This is a genomic window from Caldifermentibacillus hisashii (assembly GCF_039654145.1).
GTDB classification, from domain to species: Bacteria; Bacillota; Bacilli; order Bacillales; family Caldibacillaceae; genus Caldifermentibacillus; species Caldifermentibacillus hisashii.
Genome location: NZ_CP155467.1, coordinates 1,465,131 through 1,490,698 on the forward strand (window position 1 = coordinate 1,465,131; position 25,568 = coordinate 1,490,698).

At 35.6% G+C, this 25,568-nt stretch carries 23 protein-coding genes, 1 tRNA gene and 1 pseudogene; 12 read left to right on the plus strand and 13 right to left on the minus strand.

The window, feature by feature from the left end; all coding sequences use genetic code 11:
• Window positions 1-332: 332 nt before the first annotated feature.
• Complete coding sequence (locus NSQ14_RS06905) at window positions 333-947, minus strand: RraA family protein (RefSeq protein WP_034769384.1); 615 nt, start codon at window positions 945-947, stop codon at window positions 333-335.
• A 261-nt stretch (window positions 948-1,208) separates the two neighbouring features.
• Between NSQ14_RS06905 and NSQ14_RS06910 the strand changes: the two genes are divergently transcribed.
• Complete coding sequence (locus NSQ14_RS06910) at window positions 1,209-1,463, plus strand: hypothetical protein (protein ID WP_346207196.1); 255 nt, start codon at window positions 1,209-1,211, stop codon at window positions 1,461-1,463.
• 128 nt (window positions 1,464-1,591) lie between these two features.
• Here the strand turns inward: NSQ14_RS06910 and NSQ14_RS06915 are convergent, their stop codons facing one another.
• The gene (locus tag NSQ14_RS06915; protein ID WP_034769387.1) at window positions 1,592-1,891 is read right to left on the minus strand and encodes a hypothetical protein; all 300 of its coding nucleotides are present in this window, start codon (window positions 1,889-1,891) and stop codon (window positions 1,592-1,594) included.
• Window positions 1,892-2,484: 593 nt separating this feature from the next.
• On the opposite strand from NSQ14_RS06915, the gene NSQ14_RS06920 reads away from it, so the two are divergent.
• Window positions 2,485-3,753 (plus strand): LysM peptidoglycan-binding domain-containing protein, encoded by a 1,269-nt coding sequence (locus NSQ14_RS06920; RefSeq protein WP_346207197.1) that lies wholly within the window; start codon window positions 2,485-2,487, stop codon window positions 3,751-3,753.
• 157 nt (window positions 3,754-3,910) lie between these two features.
• Here the strand turns inward: NSQ14_RS06920 and NSQ14_RS06925 are convergent, their stop codons facing one another.
• On the minus strand, window positions 3,911-4,132 hold the full coding sequence (locus tag NSQ14_RS06925; RefSeq protein ID WP_341287634.1) for a hypothetical protein: 222 nt from the start codon (window positions 4,130-4,132) through the stop codon (window positions 3,911-3,913).
• 666 nt (window positions 4,133-4,798) lie between these two features.
• Here NSQ14_RS06925 and NSQ14_RS06930 point away from each other — a divergent pair.
• Window positions 4,799-5,089, plus strand: a complete 291-nt coding sequence (locus tag NSQ14_RS06930; protein WP_346217030.1) for a HesB/YadR/YfhF family protein — start codon at window positions 4,799-4,801, stop codon at window positions 5,087-5,089.
• A 515-nt stretch (window positions 5,090-5,604) separates the two neighbouring features.
• Complete coding sequence (locus NSQ14_RS06935) at window positions 5,605-6,975, plus strand: MDR family MFS transporter (RefSeq protein WP_346217031.1); 1,371 nt, start codon at window positions 5,605-5,607, stop codon at window positions 6,973-6,975.
• A gap of 259 nt (window positions 6,976-7,234) precedes the next feature.
• On the opposite strand, the gene NSQ14_RS06940 is transcribed toward NSQ14_RS06935, so the two are convergent.
• On the minus strand, window positions 7,235-7,456 hold the full coding sequence (locus NSQ14_RS06940; protein WP_227091076.1) for a DUF2187 family protein: 222 nt from the start codon (window positions 7,454-7,456) through the stop codon (window positions 7,235-7,237).
• 311 nt (window positions 7,457-7,767) lie between these two features.
• Between NSQ14_RS06940 and NSQ14_RS06945 the strand changes: the two genes are divergently transcribed.
• The 3 genes from NSQ14_RS06945 (at window position 7,768) to NSQ14_RS06955 (ending at window position 9,953) form a co-directional block, all read left to right on the plus strand.
• Entirely contained in the window at window positions 7,768-7,986 is a 219-nt protein-coding gene (locus NSQ14_RS06945; protein ID WP_346217032.1) for a hypothetical protein, read from the plus strand.
• A 167-nt stretch (window positions 7,987-8,153) separates the two neighbouring features.
• Complete coding sequence (locus NSQ14_RS06950; RefSeq protein ID WP_346217033.1) at window positions 8,154-9,176, plus strand: zinc-dependent alcohol dehydrogenase family protein; 1,023 nt, start codon at window positions 8,154-8,156, stop codon at window positions 9,174-9,176.
• A 138-nt stretch (window positions 9,177-9,314) separates the two neighbouring features.
• The gene (locus NSQ14_RS06955; RefSeq protein WP_235819648.1) at window positions 9,315-9,953 is read left to right on the plus strand and encodes an AGE family epimerase/isomerase; all 639 of its coding nucleotides are present in this window, start codon (window positions 9,315-9,317) and stop codon (window positions 9,951-9,953) included.
• 533 nt (window positions 9,954-10,486) lie between these two features.
• Here the strand turns inward: NSQ14_RS06955 and NSQ14_RS06960 are convergent.
• The 4 genes from NSQ14_RS06960 to NSQ14_RS06975 all read right to left on the minus strand — a co-directional run bounded on the left by NSQ14_RS06960 (window position 10,487) and on the right by NSQ14_RS06975 (window position 14,074).
• The gene (locus NSQ14_RS06960) at window positions 10,487-10,927 is read right to left on the minus strand and encodes a hypothetical protein (RefSeq protein WP_346217034.1); all 441 of its coding nucleotides are present in this window, start codon (window positions 10,925-10,927) and stop codon (window positions 10,487-10,489) included.
• Between the two features lie 646 nt (window positions 10,928-11,573).
• Window positions 11,574-11,870 (minus strand): hypothetical protein, encoded by a 297-nt coding sequence (locus NSQ14_RS06965; RefSeq protein ID WP_346217035.1) that lies wholly within the window; start codon window positions 11,868-11,870, stop codon window positions 11,574-11,576.
• Window positions 11,871-12,204: 334 nt separating this feature from the next.
• The gene (locus NSQ14_RS06970; RefSeq protein WP_216406485.1) at window positions 12,205-13,020 is read right to left on the minus strand and encodes a lipid II flippase Amj family protein; all 816 of its coding nucleotides are present in this window, start codon (window positions 13,018-13,020) and stop codon (window positions 12,205-12,207) included.
• A 493-nt stretch (window positions 13,021-13,513) separates the two neighbouring features.
• Window positions 13,514-14,074 carry a GNAT family N-acetyltransferase gene (locus NSQ14_RS06975; protein ID WP_346217036.1) on the minus strand — a complete coding sequence of 187 codons (561 nt, stop codon included), beginning with the start codon at window positions 14,072-14,074 and terminating at the stop codon, window positions 13,514-13,516.
• 76 nt (window positions 14,075-14,150) lie between these two features.
• Here NSQ14_RS06975 and NSQ14_RS06980 point away from each other — a divergent pair.
• A pseudogene (locus NSQ14_RS06980) lies at window positions 14,151-14,925 on the plus strand (quaternary amine ABC transporter ATP-binding protein); the annotation flags it as partial.
• Between the two features lie 434 nt (window positions 14,926-15,359).
• A tRNA-Val gene (locus NSQ14_RS06985) sits at window positions 15,360-15,432 on the plus strand.
• 1,087 nt (window positions 15,433-16,519) lie between these two features.
• Here the strand turns inward: NSQ14_RS06985 and NSQ14_RS06990 are convergent.
• Genes NSQ14_RS06990 through NSQ14_RS07000 form a run of 3 tightly spaced genes read right to left on the minus strand, consistent with a single transcriptional unit; the run spans window position 16,520 to window position 20,480 of the window.
• Entirely contained in the window at window positions 16,520-17,644 is a 1,125-nt protein-coding gene (locus NSQ14_RS06990; protein ID WP_108897858.1) for a GerAB/ArcD/ProY family transporter, read from the minus strand.
• A gap of 2 nt (window positions 17,645-17,646) precedes the next feature.
• Window positions 17,647-18,861, minus strand: coding sequence for a Ger(x)C family spore germination protein (locus tag NSQ14_RS06995; protein ID WP_346217037.1), 1,215 nt, complete (start codon window positions 18,859-18,861; stop codon window positions 17,647-17,649).
• An 8-nt stretch (window positions 18,862-18,869) separates the two neighbouring features.
• Window positions 18,870-20,480, minus strand: coding sequence for a spore germination protein (locus NSQ14_RS07000; protein ID WP_346217038.1), 1,611 nt, complete (start codon window positions 20,478-20,480; stop codon window positions 18,870-18,872).
• A 438-nt stretch (window positions 20,481-20,918) separates the two neighbouring features.
• Here NSQ14_RS07000 and NSQ14_RS07005 point away from each other — a divergent pair, with 438 nt between their 5' ends.
• Window positions 20,919-21,179 (plus strand): hypothetical protein, encoded by a 261-nt coding sequence (locus NSQ14_RS07005; RefSeq protein WP_269919193.1) that lies wholly within the window; start codon window positions 20,919-20,921, stop codon window positions 21,177-21,179.
• Between the two features lie 244 nt (window positions 21,180-21,423).
• On the opposite strand, the gene NSQ14_RS07010 is transcribed toward NSQ14_RS07005, so the two are convergent.
• Window positions 21,424-22,254, minus strand: coding sequence for a thermonuclease family protein (locus NSQ14_RS07010; protein WP_346217039.1), 831 nt, complete (start codon window positions 22,252-22,254; stop codon window positions 21,424-21,426).
• A gap of 147 nt (window positions 22,255-22,401) precedes the next feature.
• On the opposite strand from NSQ14_RS07010, the gene NSQ14_RS07015 reads away from it, so the two are divergent.
• Both NSQ14_RS07015 and NSQ14_RS07020 read left to right on the plus strand, forming a co-directional pair.
• On the plus strand, window positions 22,402-23,976 hold the full coding sequence (locus NSQ14_RS07015) for a peptide chain release factor 3 (protein WP_034769425.1): 1,575 nt from the start codon (window positions 22,402-22,404) through the stop codon (window positions 23,974-23,976).
• A gap of 411 nt (window positions 23,977-24,387) precedes the next feature.
• Window positions 24,388-25,191: a TerC family protein gene (locus NSQ14_RS07020; protein ID WP_251245603.1), complete on the plus strand. Its 804-nt coding sequence runs from the start codon at window positions 24,388-24,390 to the stop codon at window positions 25,189-25,191.
• A 131-nt stretch (window positions 25,192-25,322) separates the two neighbouring features.
• On the opposite strand, the gene NSQ14_RS07025 is transcribed toward NSQ14_RS07020, so the two are convergent.
• Entirely contained in the window at window positions 25,323-25,520 is a 198-nt protein-coding gene (locus NSQ14_RS07025; RefSeq protein WP_034769427.1) for an alpha/beta-type small acid-soluble spore protein, read from the minus strand.
• Window positions 25,521-25,568: the final 48 nt, after the last annotated feature.

A 25,568-nucleotide genomic window follows, 5' to 3' on the forward strand; every position in this document is an offset into this window, starting at 1 on the left:
AATACCACCCTATTAGAATTTTTATCAAAATATTTTTTTAAAAGAATTTCGATTTTCAGGAGATTAGTATAATCCTGTTTTTGAAAGAGCCTTCATTTCCGGTTAGGATTCATGTGATCTTATAGAAAGTATATCTTCTGACTTGTTTTAAAGTCAACAATATTAGAAATATGAAATTTTGCAGGTTTTTCGAATATGAAAATTCTCTGCTTTAGCGGTAGGAGTTGTTAAAAACGGGGTACATATAGCTGTCTATAAAAAGGAGAGAGAACTTGATCATAAGAACTAGCTGAAAAAGCGGACAACAAATGTATCGTCCGCTATTTTCCGGGTTAACTAAAAAGATCTTCTAAATATTTTCTTGCAGAAGCTTCATCTTGCAATGCCGAGGCTTCTCGTTGTTCATCCTTCTTTAACTTGGCTAAAGCTTTTTCTAAAACTTTCTCGGCATCTGCTTGAGGGATTACAACGACACCATCTGCATCACCGACAATAATGTCACCGGGGGTAATGGATACGCCGCCACAGGAAATCGGAACATTTATTTCCCCAGCGCCATTCTTAAAACTTGCCGCTACAGTTGTCCCTTTAGAAAACACGGGAAAGTTAAGGGAACGGACACCGATTAAATCCCGAATAACACCGTCAACGATAATACCGGCAATGCCAAGTTTTTGCGCCAAACTCACAACAAAATCTCCGGCAACTGCCCGATAAGATTCCCCTTTTGCATCTACAACGAGGACATCTCCGGGTGAAGCTTCCTTGATTGCTTTCAAAACCATTGTGTTGTCCCCGGCCGGAATCTTTACAGTAAATGCCCGGCCAGCAACTTTATATGAATCTTGCAATGGTTTAATGGATGGATCCAAATTATTCATGCCATTTAATGCATCAGAAATACAGGTGGTCGGTAGATCATAAAATTGTTTCATCCATTTTTCCAATTTTGGTAACCTCCTAATTATTTAATCCTATATTACTATTATAAATTTACATGAAAAATAATGAAAATTAAAATAGAAAAAAATTATAAAAGAAGATAAGCAAAAGAAATGGTTTTGAATATGATGTATCCAAAAAATTTTTGCCTTTTAGGTACATACCTAGCCATAAAAAAAACCTTTGCATACCTTGTAATTGAATAGCTTAGGTTGATTCATTATTTTAATAATGAATGGCCTATAAAATAAGAGGAGGATGCGTATATGCATAATGAAATCAGTTCCCCTTATATAAATGGGGGAGAAGAAAGAATCTTTGGGAGACCATTTGGTTACGGCAGACCATTTTGGCCTGGAAGACCGTATTGGTATGGCAGACCATTTGGATATGGCTTTGGCGGTCCGTTTCTTGGCGGTGTCTTAGGTGGCCTTCTGGGTAGTACACTGGTAGCACCATTTACTTTTGGTTCCCCTTATCCCTTTGGATACGGTGGGTATCCATTTTATCCGTATTGGTAATTTCAAAACTCGGATATATAAATGAACGACGGAAATGGCAGAGTGGGCTTGTCCAAAAAGGCTAATGCATGCCTATTGGCAGCCCTTGTTTAAGGATAGTATCTTCTGGGGAAGGTAAATTGTTCGGGTTATCGCTGTCCATTCTTAGCCTGATTTTTTTGCTTCTTTTGATAGGTTAACCAAGCGGTTTTTAATGAAGCATATAAACCAATTGCCGCAGAACCATAAAAGCCACCCATAAAGATTCCTGCCCACAAATCTTTTCGATGACTAATAAAAATTGAAATCAAATAACCCAACACGGTAGCAATAGTAGGAAAATATTTCCTCGGGATGGGAAAAACTTTAAATAGTTGCGTTAGAAGGACAATTGATGGAACTGCAATCACGCCATCCCAAAAATTTGTATGTATCTCTGGAAAGTTCATAAAACCATTCCTTTCTTAGCTAATAGGAAAGTATAAATTTTTCAATTTCTACTTTCCTAACGCATAAGTGCAACTACGGCTCTGCTCTCGCCTAAAGGCTCGGCAATCGCCGAGTTTTCTTTATTTGCCTAAAAATAGTATTGGAAAAAGTTGAGTAACTATACTTGTAAAAATATTTAAAAAAGAAATTTTGGAGAAATTTTGAGAAATACGTTGCTTACAAAAATACATATTTTTTTCATTTTAGAAGGATATGGAGTTTTTAAATAAATATTTATAAATACTGAAAGTCTGAAGTTAAAAATTGCCAAAAACAGGTTTTTAATAATTTGGTATCCAACAGGTTTTACAAAAAATTTCTCATTAAATATAGGACATTAGTTTTATAGAAAATTGATTGGTATAAATGAATAAACAATTAATTTTAAATTTATAATGTTTATGTCGACATATAGTACTTACTCCTCATTTATATTACAAAACATTAACAAAGTCCTATAAATCTACCAAATTTCTACAATTATAGGTATAATAATAATAGGATCTAAAGACTAATGAGAAATGGCCGATATAAAGAAAAAGGGGGGTATCCATTGAGTAATAAAAAAGTAATCATGTCAGTAACAGCAAGTGCAGCAATTGCCTCTGCTCTATTTGGTGCTAATGAAACAGAAGCAGCAACTTATAAAGTCCAACGCGGGGATTCTTTATGGGCAATTGCACAAAAGTATAATGTTAGTGTGACTCAGTTGAAAAGTTTGAATCAATTAACATCTGATGTCATCTATCCAAATCAAGTTTTGGAAACAGGGAGTAGCGAAACTAGTCAAACTACTCCATCAAGTTCTACGAATCAACCGGTTTCAACAGCAGCAAGTACATACACGGTCAAGAGTGGCGACACCTTGAGTAAAATTGCTTTACAACATAACATTTCGTTAAAAGACTTAATGGCATGGAACAATTTAACTTCTTCATTAATTTATCCTGGGAATGTACTTGTCGTTAGCGGTCAGGGACAATCGTCAAGTTCCAGTAATCAGAATTCCGCACCACCATCCAATCAAAATCCAGGTACACAAGGTGGCTCCACAATCACTTATACGATTAAAAGCGGCGATACCTTAAGCGGCATTGCTTTTAAATATAAAGTTTCCGTCCAAGATTTAATGGCATGGAATAATTTAACGACCACCTTAATTTTCCCGGGTAATACTTTAACTGTCAAAAATGCTCAAACATCAACGGATACAAGTTCAAATTCAATTTCTAATTCGAATCAAAATGGCTCGGCTTCTTCGGATTATTCCGTTCAAGCAGGGGACTCTTTATGGAAAATTGCAAGTAGATTTGGCGTTAGTGTCGCTAATTTAAAGAGCTGGAATAATTTGAGCTCTGATGTGATTTATGTAGGTCAAAAATTAACCATTCAAGGTTCAACTGGGTCTGACGTTTCCAATAATTCCGGAAGTAACACATCTACTAATACCAATGGCAGTTATAATGTTAATACGCTAGTCAGCGTAGCAAAAAGTTTACTCGGTATCCCTTATGTATGGGGTGGCACTACGCCAAGCGGTTTTGATTGCAGTGGCTTTATTTATTATGTTTATAAACAAGCCGGTAAAGATATTAAGCGTTATTCAAGTGAAGGATATTTTGATCGTTCGTATTATGTAAACAATCCGGAAGTTGGCGATCTTGTATTCTTTAAAAATACATATAAAGCCGGCATTTCTCACTTGGGCATATATTTGGGGAACAATCAATTTATTAATGCAGGTTCCGATGGCGTGGAAATTGCTAGTCTAAACAATTCTTATTGGAAACGCCACTTTGACAGTTTTAAGAGATTTTATTAATATCTTTCCTCAAAATAATAAAATCAGTAAAGAGACCTCATTTCTTTTTATAATGAGGTCTTTCGCTTGGCGGGAATTTAATTGAGGTTAGTTAGTCGCATCCGCGCTTGAAGGAAAACGAGGTGGAGGTTAAGCTTAACTGGAGTGTTTTATGATGTTATCCCCACATTTTCATTAAGTCATTTGTTACTAAAATTTCAATTTCTCCGCTACCTGAATAAATCGATTTCACTTTAGCCAAAATCCGTTTACTCAAGGTAATTTTTGGTCTTAATTCCTCAACAATTTGTTCCGGTAACCAGCCAACGATATTTCCATTACGATTATAGACAGCAATGCCATAAAAACTTTTTTCACTATCTTCTATTACTTCATCCATAATATAGAGCTGCTCATTTATTTTTAAATTAGTGATTGGATCATCAGCATTATTCGAGGGTTTTAATAATTTGAAGGTCGTATTTATATATGGCTCGGTAAGGTTCCAACCGCAATGATTACAAATCTTAATTAAGTTGTTTTTATTAACGTAACTATACTTCTTACAACGTGGGCAAGTCATAAACGTAAAATTTTCCTTATTATTCGTTTGATAATGTTTATGCGTGGAAGAATTGGGTTGGCTGGTTGACGGTCCATGTCGACTTTTCTTTTGATAGTACAATAGTATGCTAACAAAAATGATTAACATAGTTATAATAGTAGTAATCCACATCATGGTTCTCACCTCCTTATATGCAATTTATAAAAAATTATTTCCCTAAAAATGTGAACTTGTAGGGGGAAGCGCTTCCATTTCTATTATTATTATATCATATATTAACGTAAATTTGTATCGGTTAACCTAAAAATAAAGGGGACTTACCAAGCATTTAATTAGGTAAAAATTACATAACACTTATTAATTAAATTCACAAATTATCCAAAAATCAAGATTGCCGCGAAAAACTTTTACTGATATACTAAGAGCAAGAAATATTTGTGAAATATTTCACAATTAGTGTTTTCTAGAATTACAGCCCAATTTTATGATGAGGTGATGATCATGCAAATTACAATGTCTGAAAAAGTTTTCAATTGGTACAAAGAAGAGTTATCCTTAAATCAGGGAGATTTTGTACGTTTTTATATTCGTTACGGCAGTTTTAATTCTTTTATTAGCGGCTTTTCACTGGGAATGGATAAAGATATACCTGAACGTTCCAATATTCAACTGGAAAAGGACGGTGTTATTTTCTTTATTGAGGATGAGGATATTTGGTATTTTGATGATAAAGATTTAGTTATTGAATTTAACGAAAAATTAGGAGAGCCGGAATTTCGACAAGCAGTGTAAAATATATGGATTAAATCAGACTGGCGCAACATAAGAAAATCTATAAATCCAATCGTATTCCTCTGGATTTTCATTTCTCCAGCTTTTCCTAATGAAAACATTCCTCCAAAGGTTAGTATATCTGACCAATCCACCTTTCAGACAGGTGGTTTTTTTAGCTAATAGGAAAGTAAAAATTTTTCAATTTCTACTTTCCTAACGCATAAGTGCACAAGGAAAGCTTCGCGGGAATACATCGCAGCCGAAAAAATTTTATATTTTTTCGGTGACTAGAGAAGCTTCGGTAGCATTACCTCGCAAGCGAAAAAATTTTTTTCGCTGACTACGAATTTGCCCTCGCCTAAAGGATCGGACGCCCAAGTTTTCTTTATACACCTGAAAATAATTATGTACTTACTTCTATTATGTAAATAGTCATAGTATGATAAAACTAATGAATCTAGCCCATAGTTAAACATAAACGCCAATTCTATCGTATAATCTAACGTAATGTGGAAATAAAAGGAGAATTCATTATGCAAGGGGTAACCAAACAGAATATTATTGTCACGTCCTTAATTATTGCTACTTTCTTAACAGCCATTGAAGGGACAATTGTTAGTACTGCTATGCCGAAAATTGTTGAGGATTTAGGCGGGAGCAGCTTATATACTTGGGTCATCTCTGTTTATTTATTGGCCACGGTCATCAGTACACCTATTTTTGGAAAATTAGCCGATCTATATGGTCGGAAAATTATGTTTCAAATTGGAGTTGTCATTTTTTTACTTGGATCTACTTCATCCGGTCTGTCACAAACTATGGAACAACTTGTTATTTTTAGGTTGATCCAAGGAATTGGTGCAGGTGCGCTGGCCACTATTCCAATGACGATTATTGGGGATGTTTTTTCATTTGAACAACGGGCAAAAATTCAAGGATGGATCAGTAGTGTATGGGGCATTTCAGGGGTCATTGGTCCAATTGTCGGCGGTTTTATCGTGGATGCAATTTCTTGGCATTGGATTTTCTTCATGAACTTACCGTTTGGAATCATTTCTTTAATTCTTTTACAACAAGCGATCCATGAACAATTATCAAAGAAAAAACAAATAATTGATTATGCTGGAATTATTACTTTTACAATCAGTATGACGGCTTTTTTGTTGGCCCTTAACATCGTAAAAGTAGAAAAACAAATGACAACGAATTTATTTTTTTGGTTGCTCATTTCGCTCGTTTTCATGTGTCTATTTCTTTTTATTGAGGCAAAAGGAAAAGAACCGATGCTGCCACTTTCTTTATTTAAAAACAGATTTATCACAGTTTCCAATATTGCCTCATTTTTTATTGGCTTTATTTTAGTAACGGTCACCTTTTATATTCCTTTATGGGTGCAAGGGGTAAGCGGGTTAAACGCCACTTTATCCGGAATCGCTATGTTGCCGATGTCCATCACATGGATGATTGGTGCGATGATAACCGGCAAACTTTTTGAAAAAATAACGGTAGCTTCTATAGCGATTATTGGGAGCACCATGATTATTTTTGCTTGTATCGGTCTTGTATTCTTTCAAGCAAATACAATAATTCCTTGGATGATGGTGACAACAGGAATTTTAGGCATTGGTTTCGGCCTGTCCAGTACGCTTTATACAGTTGTCGTTCAATCAGCAGTAGAGTGGAATTTTCGTGGTGCAGCGATGGGTACCATTAATTTAATGCGGAATCTTGGTCAAACGATTGGAATTGCCGTATCCGGTTTATGGTTAGGTGAAGAATTACATGGTAGTCAATTAGCGGAAAGTTTACATCATGTCTTTTTCTTTTTAGTTATACTCGCAATATTGACATTTTTATTTGCAATGATGTTAATTGGTAGAAAACTAAAACAAACAACACATTAATCACCGACATGCTTAAAACGATTGGAGACTTTTTTACATTTATAGACGAGTGAAGGAGTTAAACATAAACATGCTTGAAGAGATTGATTTTAACATCCGGGACATAAAGGCGAATAAATGAAATTTGTTTGAAGAGATTGCAAAAAATGGCGTTCGGGGAAGGAGTAATTTCATTTTTTACGGCAAGTCAGGAACTCCTGTTTTCGGGCCAGCTAAAAAACACTGCCCCATTCATACCGGATGGGGCAGGTAGAATTAATTATTTCACCCGTTTATAGTTTTTATGATTGACAACCGTTTTAACTGGCTCGCCTGTTTTTGGATTTATTCCAAGCTGGATAATGACAGAGTTCTCTTTAACAATCAGAACTTCTCCTTTTTTTCCTTTATAACGTCCTCTCTTAACTTCAACCATGTCTCCTTCCTTTGCCTTTTTCCGTTTTCCTTCAAGATTCCCCTTTGTTACCGTTTCTTGTTCCATTTTATTCCCTCACTTTTGCAGATTCTAAGGCTAGTGGCTATTTATTAATATGACCAAACATTGGATAGTTCATGATAAGTTCATTGGATTAAAAAAGCACTAACATGAAAATTTTCCATGATAACATGAAATAGGGTGTAAGTATTTCAATGGTTCTGCCGGTGGTAAGGATGTCAAGGCGGAGATGAGTATAGAACGTGGAACTACTATTTCAACTCAAAATAAAAATTTAAGAAAAAGTAAATTAGGTATTGAATTAGAACTAATGTTTGGTATATAATAAGAACAAAGGTTCGTTGTGGGGTGATATGATGAAAACTTTACTTTTGAATGCTGCAAAAAGCAGAGAAAGACTTGAAATGATTTACCTTTCCGAAAAAAATATCATAACACATAGAATTATTACAGTTAGAAGAATTGGAGAAGAACATTTCCAAGCTTATTGCTATACAAAAAGACAAATTCGTACTTTTAAAATAAAAAACGTGCTATCAATTGTTCCATTAAGAAGTCGAAAACGGGCAAATTAGTTGGAAATTAAGGACTTAAGATCCAGACGCACAAGCATGTTGGGAAGAACAGGGAATGTTTCGAGAACTCAATCTGCTATATCCAGTGGCTGTCCAATTATGTTAACGGTAGAATTAAGTTGTAGCTTTTTTAATAAAATTGGATTAGAAAAGGAGACTTAATAGTTTTGAATGGAAACTGTATTAAATTTTATCAATTCGGTCATCCAAAAGATGTGTTAAGAGTTGAGTCTAAAAAGATTGAACCACCTAGAGAAAAAGAAGTACTTGTTCGAATGTTGGCTCGCCCTATCAATCCTTCTGATCTAATACCAATTAGAGGGGCATATTTACATCGGATTTCTTTACCGAATATTCCCGGTTATGAAGGTGTTGGTATTGTAGAAGAAGTAGGTCCTTTTGTTTCTAAAAGTCTTATTGGAAAACGTGTTTTTCCTTTACGTGGGGAAGGGACTTGGCAAGAGCTTGTTAAGACAACAGCAGAGTTTGCAGTACCCGTACCGGATTCCATTGATGATTTCACGGCGGCACAATTGTATATTAATCCAATTACAGCATGGGTGATTTGTACGGAAGTTTTGAAATTAAGGCCCAATGATGTTTTACTCGTAAATGCCTGTGGCTCTTCAATTGGTCATATTTTTGTACAATTATCAAAACTTTTAGGCTTTCAAATAATTGCAGTCACTCGAAATAAAAAATATACAGAAGACTTGCTTCATCTTGGTGCGTCATATGTTATAGACACTTCTGCTTTTCCACTTTATGAAACCGTTATGGAATTAACAAATGGAATGGGTGCGGATGCTGCGATTGATTCCGTGGGAGGTTCATCCGGAGACGAATTGGCATTAAGTGTTCGCCCAAATGGGAACTTTATTACTATTGGTCTTTTATCGGGGAAACAAGTAAACTGGGCGGATATTGTAAATAAAGCAAAAGTGAATGCGAATATTTTTCATTTGCGGAATTGGAATCAAAACGTCTCGGTTGAGAAATGGCAGGAATCTTTTTATCACCTAATAGGCCTCGTCGCTGATAAAAAGTTATCATTGAAATGGGTAGATTCAAAGTATGATCTGTTGGAAGTAAAAAAAGCGATTGATGTTGTTGAATCTTCTAAAATAACGAAAGGAAAAGTATTTTTAACCAGTCATTGGGATAATTCCTCTTTGATTAGCATCCAATAAGCTTAACAAAAAAATTCACACGAAATAAGTATTAACCGCATGTAGTGAAACAAAAAATTATACTCTGTTCACCATTTTCCTCTTTTCATATTTATTAGGCTCGCAACATAAAGTACTTTATGGAAGGAGGGACCGAAGATGGAGCGAAAATTGCCGGATTTTTCATCAGCAAATTTTTTAAAACAGCATATCCTTGATACAGTGAACTTTTATGCACCACGATGTATAGACAAAGTTTTCGGGGGGTATATCAACTGCTTTCTTGATGACGGAACAATTTGTGATTACGAAACGAAACAGCTTGTCGGTCAAGCAAGATTTGTATTTATTTTCAGTGTGGCATCGCTATTGAAGCCTGATCAAGGGTACAGGAAACTGGCGGAGCACGGCATTTCATTCTTGCAGAGTCACCAACGCGATCACAAGCATGGCGGGTATTATTGGGAATTGAAAGGACGGTCCGTATCTAATTCAGCGAAAAGAGCATATGGTCATGCCTTTGTTTTGTTAGCCGCAGCGATGGCAACCAAGGCAGGCATATCATCCGCTGTTCCTATGATTGCTGATACATTTGATATATTAGAACGCTATTTTTGGAGGGAAAAAGAGGGGCTTTATCTTGATGAAATCTCAGCCGACTGGTCCGAAATATCTCCTTATCGCGGACAGAATGCCAATATGCATCTATGTGAAGCGATGATGACGGCATATGAAGCAACCGGGAACAAGCGTTATTTTGAGAGGCTATACAAAGTATATTTGAATTTTCATTTATGATGGACTTTGATTTTGACAAATGTTATACAATTGCAAAAAGCATTTGGGAAGAACTAGATCTTGATGAAAAATAGTACATAGAGTGAAGATGAATTTATCAAGGGACTAAATTTTTTTCTCAGTCCCTTAAAACTGCTTTTTAATTGGAATGTTGCACATTTTTTTCGGATAATCTAATTTCTAATTGAATTTTGTTGCTTTTTGACAGGTGAAAATATAGTATCCTCGAGATCGGATATTTCTTCCCTTACGAAATTAAGTTCTTCATAAAGTTTATGAACGTTATGGAAAGGGCAACCGCTTTAGCGCCGGTTTCATCTTGACCACGAATCGAATAGCCAGTATGATGGGGGTTGTTTCTGTCAGTTGTACTTGCATGAGTTTTGTGTTTATTTTTTTCTTCATTTTGGCCAACACTTTTTCTTCAATGTGCTAATTCTATTTAGAAATCTTCTAACTTCGTTTATATATCCTTCATTATCATTTGTTCAATTGCCTTATACTTGTTTTCTTTATTGTTTTTGTTATAGTTTTTATTGGTTTTTTATCCGATTGAGTTCCAGTTCTTGTTGTGCGGTTTTTTGAAAGGTAAGGGCAATATCTGATTCGAGACTGTTAAGAGTATGCTTTACTTCTTTAAAACGTTGCGTCATCTCTTCACGTGTCCCTTGTTGCCCGGTCTGGATGACTTTAAGTGATGTTTTTGTTTCTGTGCGGAATTCTTTCAGTTCAATTTCAATACCGTTCACTTGTTTAACCAAATCTTTTTGTCCAGCTTCAAAATGGGTAAATTGTCTTACTAAATCTTTTTGTCCGGTTTCAAGATCGCCGAAGCGTTGTTCAAGGCCATTAAAGCGTTGTTCAAGACCACTGAATCGTTGTTCAAAGCCACTGAGTCGTTGTTCAAGACCACCAATTCGGTTATTCATATTTTTTAACTCTTCAAAAATTTGTTCAAGTAATTTCTCGCTCATTTATATCATCCCCTTCCTCATTTTTACCAATTCATCCCCGTATTCTTCTTCATCTTCCACTAAAACATTTTTTTCAATTTGTTCAGTTTTAATTACTTGCAGATAAAGAGAACACCAGTTTGTGTTTATATTATATCAAGGTTAATTGAAAATTTCAACTAAAAAATTAAAAATAATGGCATGCATCACTTATAAAATAGGGTGTTTTGAAGTACATTATACAATAAATAATCGTGCGGAGGTGGGGAAGATGTATGGCCACCAAAAAATTAATGTAGGGATTAGTTGACCCGAATCAAAATTACAATCGATACTGTTAAATTATGGAAATTAGTTAAAAGTGTTATTGTAAACATTCTTTTCTTTCATTACACCAACAAGAAGGGGTTCGTCACCAAAAAGAGCATTGTTTTAAAAAAACAGTATTTAGAGTATTTTCTGCCATGTGATACACATAATATTTACAATAGAATAGGTTTTTTCTTCCTTTAAAAGTTTGTGATTAGCACCCAAAAAGACTTATGGAAAGATTTACGCCAAGTACAGTTATAGCTATATTTATCAATACACAATTTATTGTAATTTAGCGATAGTCTTTTTGGAAAGGGCTTTTTGGGCGGTAACTAGGTACTGAATTTGACCTAGTTTAGTCATAATTTATAATTCCTTTTAAAAAATCTATCTTTTTAAAATCCTTATTATTGTTTTTGTCTGTTCGATAGCTATCTTTAGATGAAGACACGTAAACACATAAATATTGCTTGGGATTTAGTAAATAAAATTTTACATCCTCTCTTTGATGTATTTCTAATTCCTCTAGTTGGATTCCTGCAAATTCTGGTAAGGTGTCAATGATACCAAACTCTACCGATAAACCATCTTTAGAGAATTCATGTTCATGTAAATCAATTAATCTATATCCCATGGATGTCATTACGTTCATTATTTCATCCCATTTAAAAATAGACAATTCAGGTGGTACTTCCCATCCCCTTTTATCACCAGGTACGTGAATATCTAAATCTTGTGATTCCCAGCTTTTTCCTGTTACAACTTTAAACCAACTGATCCCATTAACATTGGAATAATATCAAGATCATTTAGTTTTCTTGCAATATTTATAAACTCATTAAACTTATAGTTATTCATTTGTTTCTTCCTCCATTTATCAATATTCCCAAAAATATATGAACAATTGGATTGTATTTTAACATATTTCTCCTATGGAAACTTTTTTATTTTTTGTTTACTTTTCAAGGAATGTACATTCTTATTTTTCAAGCAATGAATTTGGTAAACCAAGCAATATATTCTGCTCCGGGAATAAAAAATAATTGTGCTAATATAGTTCCTAACAATCGAGAAAGAACCATCATAATAGATGCACTTTTTAAATGAAGATAGCTCCCTTTTTCATTAATCACGTCATCTGCAAGTATGGATATCTTTGGATCAATAAATATGGTAAGTAAAATTGTAGCAACACCATTTATAAGTCCAGATGACATAACAGCAGTTGTTTTTCTTTCGGGGACAATTAAACCGGCGTATAACGCAGATAAAACACCAACCGTATATATAGCACTAATCAACATATTAATCATCAGTAGTTTCTTTGGTATGTTTTTCCAATGGATGTCCCTTAAATATGTGAACCTTGGCAAATGTATATGCTTTAATCCTCTTTTCATATATTCGAATGTAAACCCTTTTTTAATTAATGCAGGTATAGAACCTCTTTCCTCTGATAAAGAAATAATAGCTCTCGAAAATATGGCAACAAATGTTGGCAGTAAAAGAATACCTAATATCGTACCAAATGTTGCTGAGCCAATGATAATCCGGTATTGGGTCCCAACAAATTCTAATGTATTTTCTGTTGGTGCGGTATCAATCAGACTGCCTGTTAAAGGTTGTTGCATCATATTTGCCATGCGGGAAATAATGACCATCGAGTTAAATAAAGATAAACCAGAGGCTAGGAGCTTTACTCTTGCACCTGAAAGTCTGACAGCATATGCAAGGGTTTCTATAGAATGAATTATCAAAATAAACAATGCGATCAGTATTAATTTATCGGTTATAAGTTCCAATGGTCAGTCCCACCCTAAAAATGTAAATAATTTTCAAATGATGATTTGCTAAGTTTTATTATGATTTTCCCCAATATGAAGAATTCAATTACTTTTATATATTTTACAACAAAAGGTCAAAAAAAGGTGTATCATCCGTTTTCATCTTAATAATTTCACCCTAACTTTACAAAAAGGGTATAGAAATGGAGGGAAGAAGATAAAGAAAAAAACAATAAACCCTTATGAATATGCCTTTTAAAGTAGTGATCCCGACTCGGTTCGAACCAGCGACCCCCACCCTGTCAATGAAAGCTCTTAAGTTGGATGTATTCCAAAATATTTTGAAGAACCATTATTTGTCGGTTATTCTAATCAACTATTTCCGATGTAGAACGGGGTATTTTCAGGTTTTCCGAGACATTTTCACCCGCATTTCATCCTAATTCTACCCCCTGATTTTTAGCTGGATAGTGCTACAACCAATATAGATGAAACTTGGATAAATCATTTCCTAAACAGTTTTCGCATATATGCAGGTATTCCTTAATTCGTTAGTATCAGGAGTTAAGGAATTATTTTTTAGTATTCCTTCCAATGTATATCCTAACCTTTCGGGAATTGCCCGACTTTTAACATTTTTTTCATCGCACCTTATTTCAATTCTTCTCGCATTCAACTCATTGAGGGCGAAATCGGTAATTCCCTTAACCGCTTCTGTCATATACCCTTTTCCACTAAAACGACTGTCAATCCAGTATCCTACTTCAAACTTAGGAATACTCCAATCAATTCTATGTAATCCAGAAGATGCAATAAATTCACCTGTTTCCTTTAAAAAGACTAATAACCTCAAATCGTCTCTTTTTAAGAATGATATATACGATTGCCTAATGTTTAATTCAACATCCTGTTCAGATTGCTCTTTTTGAGCAAAGGAAAGCCAAGGTTTAAGCTCATTAATAGAAGCCATAATACTGTCATATACAGCCTTTCCGTCTCCAGGTCTTGGCATTCGAATAACTAATCTTTCGGTTGAAAATTCATCTGGGAACTCTTTGAGTATTGGATTCATGCTATCCACTCCGTTTTTAATGTTATTATTTTATTCATTGTATGTTTTATCAATATAAAAATCAACGAGTTGTATAATGTTTGTGACCAATATAAAAGCAAAAATAAAGGTTCAAAATGTAACAAAGGTCTTTGGAAAATCCCCAAGACAGGGGTTAGAAATGTTAAATAATGGGATGTCGAAGAAGGGAATTTTAGAAAAAACTGGAATGACAGTTGGTGTAAATCGAGCTAATTTTGAGGTATACCCCGGCGAAATATTTGTCATTATGGGATTGTCAGGTAGTGGGAAATCAACTTTAGTCAGAATGATTAATAGATTTAATAGAACCAACTACTGGTCAAGTTTTGATTGATAATCAAGATATTGTCAAATTGAATGCAAATGAGTTGAGAGAAGTACGAAGGAAAAAGTTAGGTATGGTCTTCCAACAATTTGCTCTGTTTCCTCACAAAACTGAATTAGGTAATGTTCAATATGGCCTAGAAATTAGAAATGCTGATAAAGGACTTAAAACTGCAAAGGCAATGAAGGCACTTAGACAAGTTGGACTAGAAGGCTACGAAAATAGTGTTCCAAGTGAGCTGAGTGGGGGAATGCAGTAACGTGTTGGACTTGCGCATGCGCTTGCAAATGATCCAGATATTTTACTTATGGACGAAGCATTTAGTGCATTGGATCCTTTAATTCGAAAGGATATGCAAAATGAATTGCTAAATCTACAAGACAGTATGAAAAAAACTATTGTTTTCATAACTTATGACTTAGACGAAGCGTTACGGATTGGAGATCGTATTGCGTTAATGAAAGACGGTGAGATTGTCCAAATTGGAACAGCTGAAGAAATTTTGAAAATCCAGATAAGAATCGCATAAAATAGTTAACCCTTAGATTTGTCTGAGTTACCGAAGAACTCAATAATATTAGTAGTACCTAACAAATAGAACTTCTATTGTAGAACTGTAGCTTGTACTCCATCATAAGTTATCTACAAAGGAGTTTTTATTATAAAGACGAGTTCTCTTTGTATGAAAGAAATAATCGTCGCTAAGATATTATACACATCAAATGCGGTCTACCCTTCTTTTTGCTGAACGGGATGCTTTCATTAAATGTAGCTTACCTACCATATGGAAAAGTGCAAAGATCCATACGAATAGGACTTTCAAAACTGCCATTCTCCCCAAGATAAAAAATGTATTCCCTAAGAAAAAGTTAACAAAACATCCTTGACTTTTTTCTTTCATTCCATTATATTATTAAATGTGATTGACAGAAAAATTATGATTCCGTAGCTCAGCTGGGAGAGCACCACCTTGACAGGGTGGGGGTCGCTGGTTCGAACCCAGTCGGGATCATCACTTAAAGAAGCTTGAAGTCCTTGAGCCACAGGGGTTTCAGGCTTTTTGTTTTCACCACCCCACTTCCCTTTTTACCCCCATAAATAAAATATACACAAACCCTGCAACTTTTTAGTTTTATACTATTTTTCATTTCGAGTTAAAAGTGTTTCTTCCAATTTATTTGCCGCCTCAGCTTGTAAATCGTCACTAACATGTGAATATAAATCTAATAATCATACCAACAGGTGAATGTCCTAACCGTTCACTTTCACTTACTGCCTTTGGATTTTCTCCTGATTCCATCATAATCGTAGCATAGAAACCAATCTTCAGAATTTTAGCATCTTCTATTACATCATAAAATTAGCGATGAAAATAAGATATTTCCGTAAAGGGGGAGTAAATACGTTATGGGAAGAAGTTCGAAAAGCATATCCTAATAAATGAGTTGTATTTGAAGCAATTGAAGCTCACTCGGATAGTAATTATCGCATATTATTATGACATAGCTGTGATAGACTCTTTTGATGACTCAATGGACGCATAATTACACAAGCAAAAGAGCCCAACCGTGAACTATTTTTTTTTCATACGTCTAGAGAAAATTTCGATATATGTGAGAAGAAATGGACAGGGGTAAGAAAAATATGATTCAGATAAAAGAATTGTCAGAAATACCATTTATACTTATGTTAGCAAAATCAAAAGAAAGATAATGTCTGCTCTTGATGAAAATAACGGTTTACCAAAAGTAAAGTAATCAGTATTTGATGAAGTGGGCGGTTCAAAAAAAGAGAAGGGTAAATCCGTTTTTGATGAAAGTAACTCGTTCAACAATTGAATAGAAAGTCAACCTTAGATGAAAACAATCCGTTCAACAAAAAAGGGGGAGAGTTTGGAGGCCACTGAAAAAGTACTAAATAATTATAAAATTACTTGCTTAACACCATATTTTTTGTGGACTATTCTACTATATATTGAGTAAGTGAACTTATTCAAATGGTTTTTCAATGGCCTCGAAGGTTTGAAAAAGGATGTCCGGATAGTCCTATTATTCGGACACCACCAAGAAAATTATGTTTGAAATGAAAAAATATTATCTTTACCCTTCCTTCATGGTTTTACTCATATTCTTTTCCTTTTTACGATTCTTCAAAAAGGCAATTACCAGCAAAATGACGGGTATTCCTATTTGAAATGGAATGTGTATGTGAGGGGGAACAAATTTAAGTCCCTCATTAATATGTTCTTGGTAATTACTTGCGATGGTTTGTGACAAAAACAACACGATTAAACCAAATGGATAGACAATTTTTTTATGATCTTTCAAATGAAATAGATCGGTAGTCGCTATAACAGCTACATAAAAAAAAATAACGATCTTAAAAAACGCTCCAATAAAGGCAGCAAAGATGAAAAAGATATCGAGACGCTCGATAAAGTTTCCAATACTAATATATTGAATCGTTGATAAAAGCGGAAATTGAGTGTTTTCAAATAAAGGAACTGAAAGGACAGCTACGTTAATTGCCGCCGTTATACTCAAATTTATACCGCTAAGTAAAATTGCAAAGGAACCTAAAAAGCGACCGTTTTTTGAATAATTCAAATAAGGGAAAAGGTATGTGAAAGCAATCATTTCACCAAATGGAACAAATGCAGTTTCTAAGATGACCACTCTCAATATTGTCCCCCAGTTATTCCTAAGAACAGGTTTTAAATTTTCCAATTCAATTAAACCTGAAACAAGAATTAGGATCAATCCGGTGATTGCAAATAAATACATTAGGGCAAAATTAATTTCCGCAGTTCGAGCAATCACCTCAATCCCTTTTTTTACGGCGAAAACACAAAGGATAATCATAATCGCATTAACGATAAAAAGTGGTGTCTGCGTATAGGCTACTGCAACTAATAGTTCTCCAAAATCACGAGTGACTCTGGCACATATATAAGTAAAATAAATAATGTAAAAATAGCCGAGGATGCTTCCAAGAAATTTACCGACAATTTTTTTGGAATAAGAAGAAGGAAGTTCATTCGGATAATAGGTGTAAATTTTGTAATTCACATGGTAGAAAAGAATACCGATCAATGATCCGAGTAAAATGGAAAACCATGTATTTTGTTTTGCATCACTACCCAATGAGATGACAAGTGACGTCCCCATTTCAAAAAGTAAAATCATAACAAAAAATTGATAGCTGCTCAGTTTTGCGTTTTCCATGTTTAGTCATTCCCTTTATGCTCATATAAAAATGGTTTTGAAATTAAATACGTTCTCCTTATGAAGGCATTGACTTCTACCTTTACCTCTAAATTTGGGAAAATCTCCTCATTCCAGACATCTTCAACTTTTTTCCAATAATCCTCATCAACGTGGCTTATTTTTTCTCCAAATCCGAATACATCGGCTTTATGTTTTTGAGCAAATTGGATAGAGTTTTCTATTTCTCTCTTAATTTCTTTTCTCAATGCATTTTGTACTTTAATCAGTTCTTCGGCTTTTGAAAGGTCTAGAAATGTGTCAGCTTCTGTAATACCTCCTTCCGCATCAATATGGACGGTAATATGAGGTTTGTTGTTCTTCACATTTGCCGAAACTTTAGATTTAGAAAGATTAATGGTTATGCCAAATGCATCCTTCTTATCTTTCCAGTCAACAGCCATAACTGTTGATTGAATATTGTTTAGTATCCAATTAATCCCTCTGGCAGTTTTTCCCTCCGCCCATGTGATTAATTTGTCTCCTTTAAAAATGCCTATTCCATCAGCATTTAGCGGGGCTAATGGTCGGGAAGATTGAATATTTGCATCTTGCTTTCCCTTTTCTTTGTCTCCTTTAAGGACAAATCCGCTAACCACTGCTTGCTTACTTTTTGAATAAATGGTTGGAACAAGTTCGCCAACAGTAAGATGGATATCTTCTCCCCATCGACTTTCAGAAAATTGGAGCGTCTTATCAATTTTATTTGCCGGAATTTGATCAAGTGGTGTCAATGTTTTTAAAATTTGTTCTGCTGTTGAATCTTTGGCTATTACTATAGTAGCTGTAGAACGAAAATCCGGGTTCCTAATGGAAATGTCGAGTATGTCAGTTAAGCCATCTCTTGCAACTTCCTCACCAATCATTAACACATTGGTATGGGCAAAATATAACTGTCTGGAAACATGCTGGGAGGCCGCTCTGGCAGCTTCTAACAAATTATCTCCTTCGCTTTCATAAATCGTAATGGCAGGACCTGATAATCCGCTTGTTTGTTGGTTGCCGGCTATGTTTTTTGGATTGACAAATTGGAACGTCATATTATAGCGTTTATCTTGCCCGTAATCAATTCCGACTGCAGCGATAATTCCGATATCTGTTAACTCACGGTGATTCCAACAGCCGGCCAGCAATATAGTTATGCATATAAAAGCAAATAAGTTTAAACGTTTTGTCATTCTCTCACCTACGATCCGTTATCTTCTGGTGGACGGGGTTGTTGGTTATCTCCTTGGCGAATAATATTTTTTTGACTAATTAGTTTTGGACGGGATTTCATTTTCCAAAGCGGGATACGAATGATTGTATCGCCCATATTTTTAATCATAAGAGGTGCTAATGGTTCCATATAAGGGACGCCAAAAGAACGTAAACTACATAAATGCAATGTCATCATCATGAGTCCCGTGATAATCCCGTAAAATCCCATTACCGCTGCTAAAGTCATTAATCCAAAGCGAATAACACGGGTTGATATTGCCATTGAAAATGAAGGTGTTGCAAAATTGGCGATGGCTGTTATGGATACCACAATAACCATCGCAGGAGAAACAATTCCTGCCTGAATTGCCGCCTGACCGATAACGAGAGCGCCGACAATGGAAACAGCTTGACCGACCGCTTTTGGTAATCGTACTCCTGCTTCTCGTAAAATTTCAAAAGTTGTTTCCATTAACAAAGCTTCAACATAGGCCGGGAAGGGAACAGCTTCGCGCTGAGCGGCAATAGTTATAATTAGTAAGGTTGGAATCATTTCCTGATGATATGTTGTAACTGCCACATATGTTGCGGGTCCGACGATGGATATAAAAAAAATTAACACACGTAAAAAGCGAAGACCTGTACTAATATCAAAGCGGGCATAATAATCATCTGCAGCTTGAAAAAATTCAATAAACAATGCCGGTACAGTCAGCACAAATGGCGAACCGTTTACGATAATCGCTATTTTCCCTTCCATTAAATTCGCTGCAACGATATCCGGTCTTTCCGTATGATAGACTGTCGGAAATATTGTATAAGTTTTTTCCTCAATCAGTTGCTCTATAAAGCCGGAATCCGGTACTTGGTCGATATCAATTCGTTTTAGTCGTTTCCTTACCTCTTTCACAATCTTTTCGTTGGCAATGCCTTTCATATACATAACGTTGATATCTGTTTTCGTTACTTTACCGATTTGAAAGGACTCAATCCATAAATTGGGATTTTTAATCCGTGAACGTATCAGTGATGTATTTGTCCGCATGGATTCCGTAAATGCTTCTTTCGGGCCGCGGAGGGATACTTCATTTTGCGACTCAGTAACTGCTCTTTTTTCTCCACCTCTTGTACTGGTTGAAAGTGCTTTTTCTATACCATCAATAAAGATAATGGTTTCTCCTGATAATAATTTTCCAAATAAATCGTTCCAGTCATATACGGAAGTGACATTCGTAATAGGAAGTAATTTTTTTTCAAGATAATCGAAGCTTTTTTCGATAGAAACAGCTTCTTGTAACGAATATTCAGTCAGTAATGTATGAATAATCGTTTCATTAACGGTTTTGTCATCAATCAATCCGTCAACCATAACCAAGGCAGCTTTAATTGGTGGTTCATCCGCTAAGTCAATTTGCCTAATAATAATATCTGCACTATTTCCGGTTGTATTAAGGATGGTTTGTAAGTTTTTACTTAAATCGTTATTTAAAAATCGTCTAGAAATATCGTTTGCTTGTCCACTTGTATCTTTTTTAGCTGGTTGATTCTTTTTCTTCTTTTTTTTGGGTTTTGCAAATAATTTTGAGACGAGACCCATCACAAGTTACCTCCTAGATGACAGGACGTTTTATGATTGCGTTTATCCAGTAACAGCCCCACCATAGACTGGGTTTACAAAGAAGATGATTGCTCAATTGCTACAACTAACCATCAGTGGGGATGAAGAAATTTGCCACTTCTCGAAATTTCACTTTATCCCGCACAAACGGTCACTAATCTTCCTGCTAAGGCTTAATAAATCAAGGATGTAAAGGAGGAGGATAAGTGTCCGTAAGTGCCCGATTGGTTCAACTAACCAGCAGTGGGGATGAAGAACCCCCACTGCTGGAAGTTTCACTTTATTATTTGTAAAAATTGGATGATTATGCAAAAAATATTTTAATGTTGGCGTTTTGCTGCATCTTAAGTGTGGGATAAATTGCGAAAAGAGAGGAATGATAAATCATAAATGCATTCTTAATCGGTTGGTGATGAAATGAAAGAATTAGGTACCGTTTTATTTATTTTTATTTCACTTATTATTTTATCGCTAGGTATAGATTTTTTTTTAACGAAGGGTGATTTGCATGAAATAATCATAACTGCTGTAAATCCTTTTCGGGTTATGGATATTCCCGAAATGGTTATTATGATTTTGTTTATTCTACGATATTTTCTTGAAAAAGCAGTAGAGTTGTGGAAAAAGATTAAAAAATATGGGGTAGACGTCGGTAAAGTGAATCGGGAAGGGAACTAGTCGCCTTCTCTATTTTGGCTTCAAGTACAATGACTTATTTTTATCTCGTTACAGCCACAACCAATAAGTAGTGGGGATAAAGCCAAACTGCTGGAAGTTTCACTTTATCCCGCACAAATGGGCACTAATCTTCCTCCTGTAGAATAATAAGCGAAATCAAGATGTAAAAGAGGAAGATAAGTGCCCGATTGGTTCAACTAAATCAGTGGGGATGAAGAAAATCCCCACATCCGGAAGTTTCACTTTATCTTTGTGATTTTCGGTAACCTGCGTTCACAGCTTCCTGTTCCGTACAAAACAATTCCTCGGCTTTTGTTATGTCATAATATTGGCCGCCGGGTACATGATAGATTTTTTCACTTTTTGAGTTAATATTTCCTTTGATTGGATTTTGACAATCTATATTTGTATTAGTTGAAGATTGATTTTCCCCGGTTTCCTCTTGAATAATATACCCATTATCAGTGACATAATCTTCAATCGACCAGATGCCAAGTTTTGCTTCTTGTGCTTTTTTCTGAATCGCATAAAATTCATCAACATAGCGAGTATTTGGCGGAAATACAGCCACTCTTGCCAAGCCTTTTTCTAATAATAATTCATTAAACATTTTACCATCGATATAGACATAGGCTAAAATTCGACCGTACTGATCCCGTTCTTGGACATCCAGTTCCACTTGTACATTTTTTCCTGCTAGCATTTCTTTTGTAAATGCCGAAGCTTCAGGTCCAAATGGTTGGACCGGTTTTGTCGGATGTTTTGTTTCGGGTGTGTCGACAAGAACGAGACGAACCCGTTCTTCCTTTCCGTTTTCAAATTGAATATCCATTGTATCGCCATCGACAATATTCATTACGTTCCCGTTTAATCCATTTACTTGGCTATTATCTAGCGAGTCATTTTCAGCACTTTCTGGAGCTTCTTGACTCGGATTTTGTTGATCTTCCTCAATTGCCGTTGTTCCAATATCTGAATTTTGATCAGGTTTTGTAGTCGAGTCTCGGCTGGTGTTCTCTTCTGCACATCCGGCTAATAAGAAGAAGGTGAGGAAGACCAGAATAATTTTTTTCATGTTAAAAAACTCCTTCATATTCTTTCCTTAACATATAATAACATAAAAATCCCCATTGCATTCTTGTGCTTTCAACGGTAATATTTTTTTGTATGAAAATTTTTGTTACGTGAAGAAAAAGTTTTTAGATAGGAAGGAATTATACAAATGGAAAATTTTATAGATGAAGTGAAATCGCGGCGGACGTTTGCTATTATTTCCCACCCGGACGCCGGAAAAACAACGTTGACGGAAAAACTACTTTTATTCGGTGGTGCCATACGGGCGGCAGGGACAGTAAAAGGAAAGAAGACAGGTAAGTATGCAACAAGTGACTGGATGGAAATTGAAAAACAACGGGGAATTTCCGTTACATCCAGTGTTATGCAATTTGATTATCATGGTTTTCGCGTTAATATTTTGGATACCCCCGGGCATGAAGATTTCAGTGAAGATACGTATCGAACCTTGACAGCTGTCGATAGTGCTGTTATGGTTATCGATTCTGCGAAAGGGATTGAGCCGCAAACCATTAAGCTTTTTAAAGTATGTAAAATGCGGGGAATTCCGATTTTTACTTTTATTAACAAATTAGACAGGGTCGGAAAAATGCCGCTGGAATTGATTGCTGAGCTGGAAGAAGTTCTCGAAATTGATGCATATCCAATGAATTGGCCGATCGGAATGGGAAAAGAATTTCTCGGGATTTATGATCGCTTTTATAACCGGATTGAGCAATTTCGGGTTGAAGAAAATGATCGCTTTTTGCCGTTAAATGAAGAGGGTGAATTGGCTGTCGAACATCAATTACAACAATCAGGTTTATACGAACAAGTATTGGAAGAAATTGAGTTGCTGAATGAAGCAGGAAATGAATTTTCAGAGGAAAAAATATTAAATGGAACTTTAACACCGGTATTTTTCGGCAGTGCGCTGACAACTTTTGGTGTACAAACCTTTTTAGAAACTTATTTGAAATTTGCTCCCGAACCGCAGGCAAGACCTTCTGATATCGGCCCTATTGATCCTTTAAAAGAAAGTTTTTCGGGATTTGTTTTTAAAATTCAAGCGAATATGAATCCGGCACACCGCGATCGCATTGCCTTTGTCCGGGTTTGTTCCGGAAAATTTGAACGTGGTATGACCGTAACACTGGCACGAACAGGAAAAACGTTGAAATTATCCCAATCTACGCAATTTTTGGCTGATGACCGTAGTACGGTAGATGAAGCGGTAAGCGGGGATATTATCGGTTTGTATGATACAGGGATATTTCAAATTGGCGATACGATTTTGGAAGGAAAACCAATTTTTCATTTCAATCCGTTACCGCAATTTACACCGGAATTATTTGTTCGGGTTACAGCCAAAAATGTCATGAAGCAAAAGCAATTTCATAAAGGGATTCATCAACTAGTTCAAGAGGGAGCCATCCAATTATTTAAAACAAAATATGAAGAATATATTCTTGGCGCAGTAGGGCAATTACAATTTGAAGTGTTCGAACATCGAATGAAAAATGAATACCATGTCGATGTGAACATGGAACATATTGGTTCGAAAGTTGTTCGTTGGATTGAAGGCGATACGGTTGATGAAAGACTGAACAGTTCTCGAAGTATGCTGGTGAAGGATCGTTATGATCGAAATGTGTTTTTATTTGAAAATGATTTCGCTCTTCGCTGGTTCCAAGATAAGAACCCGGACGTGAAGTTATATAACCCGATGGATGATGAAAAATAAGGGTTCGGTAGACGACAAAAAGCAGCAGTTATTTTTCGCTTGTAACTATTTACAATATGTTGGACGTAGTATGGTAATAGTGAATTTTTATTTAAATGAAAAAATTGTTGCTATCTAACAAAAATCAATTTATAATAAAAACATAAATATCCTTATTCACATTGTAATTAAGAGTGAAAAACATATATACTCTTTCTTGTAAAGGGGAGTAGCGTAAAGGGGAAATCCTGAAACAAAGTCGTCATTTCGTAGCGTAAATGCTTCCGGCTTTGTTGGCATATAAAAGTGCTACGCAAGACCTTTGCTGACTTTTACTTATAAGTTAAAGTTGGCAAAGGTCTTTTTATGTTTCCAAATCTTTTTTTACAGAAAAAAACGATGAAGGTACAAAATATGGATGGAGGGGATTCAATGGATATTTCAATTTTATTAGAATATGGTTGGGTTTTATTGGTCCTGATTGGCTTAGAAGGAATTTTGGCAGCAGATAATGCAGTGGTTATGGCTGTTATGGTGAAACATTTACCCGATAAACAACAGAAACGGGCCTTGTTTTACGGTTTGCTGGGTGCTTTTGTTTTTCGCTTTGCCACATTGTTTTTAATCTCTTTTCTCGTTGACGTATGGCAAGTTCAAGCAATCGGTGCGCTTTACTTGCTATACATTATGATTCATCACTTTATCAAAAAGCGAAAAGAAACCGATAAAGTGAAAGTAACTGCGAGAAATAAACAAAGCGGATTCTGGGCAACCGTCGCAAAAGTAGAATTGGCTGATATTGCCTTTGCAATCGACTCCATGCTTGCTGCCGTTGCATTGGCGGTAACATTGCGGCCGGTTGGTGACTTTACTATCGGCGGGATCAATGGCGGTCAATTTATGGTTATGTTCATGGGCGGACTGATTGGTCTCATCATTATTCGATTTGCTGCAACATGGTTTGTTAAATTACTCAATCAGTACCCGACTCTTGAGGATGCCGCATTCCTCATCGTTGGTTGGGTAGGTGTGAAATTGGCTGTCCATACGTTGGCGCATCCGGGTGTAGCGATAATAGACGAACATTTTCCGGAACTAGGCCTATGGAAAACGATCTTCTGGGTTGTCTTGCTTGGGATAGCTGTCGGAGGTTATTTCATTTCTAAGAAAAAAGGATCTGTGGCACAAGAAGTGGAGAAACGTAAAGCAGAAAAACCTCAATCGAAAGCCGAATAATTGCGTACTTTTTTGAAAACAAAAGAATCAGCTTTTGTTACCATGAATAGGTAAACAGTAGCTACTGATAACATATGAACAAATTGAAAGGCCCATCCGTTTATTGAATGGGCTTTTCTTTTTTTCAAGTTTTATTCATTTTTGTTAGAAAGTTGTGATTGTGCTTGCTGGACGAGACGTTTCGTGATTTCACCGCCAACAGATCCGTTTGCGCGTGATACAGTATTTGCGCCAAGTTGAACTCCAAACTCTTCAGCAATTTCATATTTTACCTGGTCGAGAAATTGCTGAACACCAGGTACTAATAATTTATTTGAGGAACGAGCCATGTTATTCACCACCTTTTTTCCGATTTATTTTTAGTATGGATCGGTTAA

Coding starts and splice junctions, on each gene's coding strand:
- NSQ14_RS06995 (WP_346217037.1), bottom strand. CDS start 18,861: ATGACAAAACGTTTAAACTTATTTGCTTTTATATGCATAACTATATTG.
- NSQ14_RS06930 (WP_346217030.1), top strand. CDS start 4,799: ATGCAAATTACAATGTCTGAAAAAGTTTTCAATTGGTACAAAGAAGAG.
- NSQ14_RS07000 (WP_346217038.1), bottom strand. CDS start 20,480: ATGGGTCTCGTCTCAAAATTATTTGCAAAACCCAAAAAAAAGAAGAAA.
- NSQ14_RS06945 (WP_346217032.1), top strand. CDS start 7,768: ATGAAAACTTTACTTTTGAATGCTGCAAAAAGCAGAGAAAGACTTGAA.
- NSQ14_RS06960 (WP_346217034.1), bottom strand. CDS start 10,927: ATGAGCGAGAAATTACTTGAACAAATTTTTGAAGAGTTAAAAAATATG.
- NSQ14_RS06990 (WP_108897858.1), bottom strand. CDS start 17,644: ATGGAAAACGCAAAACTGAGCAGCTATCAATTTTTTGTTATGATTTTA.
- NSQ14_RS06915 (WP_034769387.1), bottom strand. CDS start 1,891: ATGAACTTTCCAGAGATACATACAAATTTTTGGGATGGCGTGATTGCA.
- NSQ14_RS06955 (WP_235819648.1), top strand. CDS start 9,315: ATGGAGCGAAAATTGCCGGATTTTTCATCAGCAAATTTTTTAAAACAG.
- NSQ14_RS06965 (WP_346217035.1), bottom strand. CDS start 11,870: ATGAACGTAATGACATCCATGGGATATAGATTAATTGATTTACATGAA.
- NSQ14_RS06925 (WP_341287634.1), bottom strand. CDS start 4,132: ATGGATGAAGTAATAGAAGATAGTGAAAAAAGTTTTTATGGCATTGCT.
- NSQ14_RS06975 (WP_346217036.1), bottom strand. CDS start 14,074: ATGAATCCAATACTCAAAGAGTTCCCAGATGAATTTTCAACCGAAAGA.
- NSQ14_RS07015 (WP_034769425.1), top strand. CDS start 22,402: ATGGAAAATTTTATAGATGAAGTGAAATCGCGGCGGACGTTTGCTATT.
- NSQ14_RS07025 (WP_034769427.1), bottom strand. CDS start 25,520: ATGGCTCGTTCCTCAAATAAATTATTAGTACCTGGTGTTCAGCAATTT.
- NSQ14_RS07005 (WP_269919193.1), top strand. CDS start 20,919: ATGAAAGAATTAGGTACCGTTTTATTTATTTTTATTTCACTTATTATT.
- NSQ14_RS07010 (WP_346217039.1), bottom strand. CDS start 22,254: ATGAAAAAAATTATTCTGGTCTTCCTCACCTTCTTCTTATTAGCCGGA.
- NSQ14_RS06910 (WP_346207196.1), top strand. CDS start 1,209: ATGCATAATGAAATCAGTTCCCCTTATATAAATGGGGGAGAAGAAAGA.
- NSQ14_RS06935 (WP_346217031.1), top strand. CDS start 5,605: ATGCAAGGGGTAACCAAACAGAATATTATTGTCACGTCCTTAATTATT.
- NSQ14_RS07020 (WP_251245603.1), top strand. CDS start 24,388: ATGGATATTTCAATTTTATTAGAATATGGTTGGGTTTTATTGGTCCTG.
- NSQ14_RS06940 (WP_227091076.1), bottom strand. CDS start 7,456: ATGGAACAAGAAACGGTAACAAAGGGGAATCTTGAAGGAAAACGGAAA.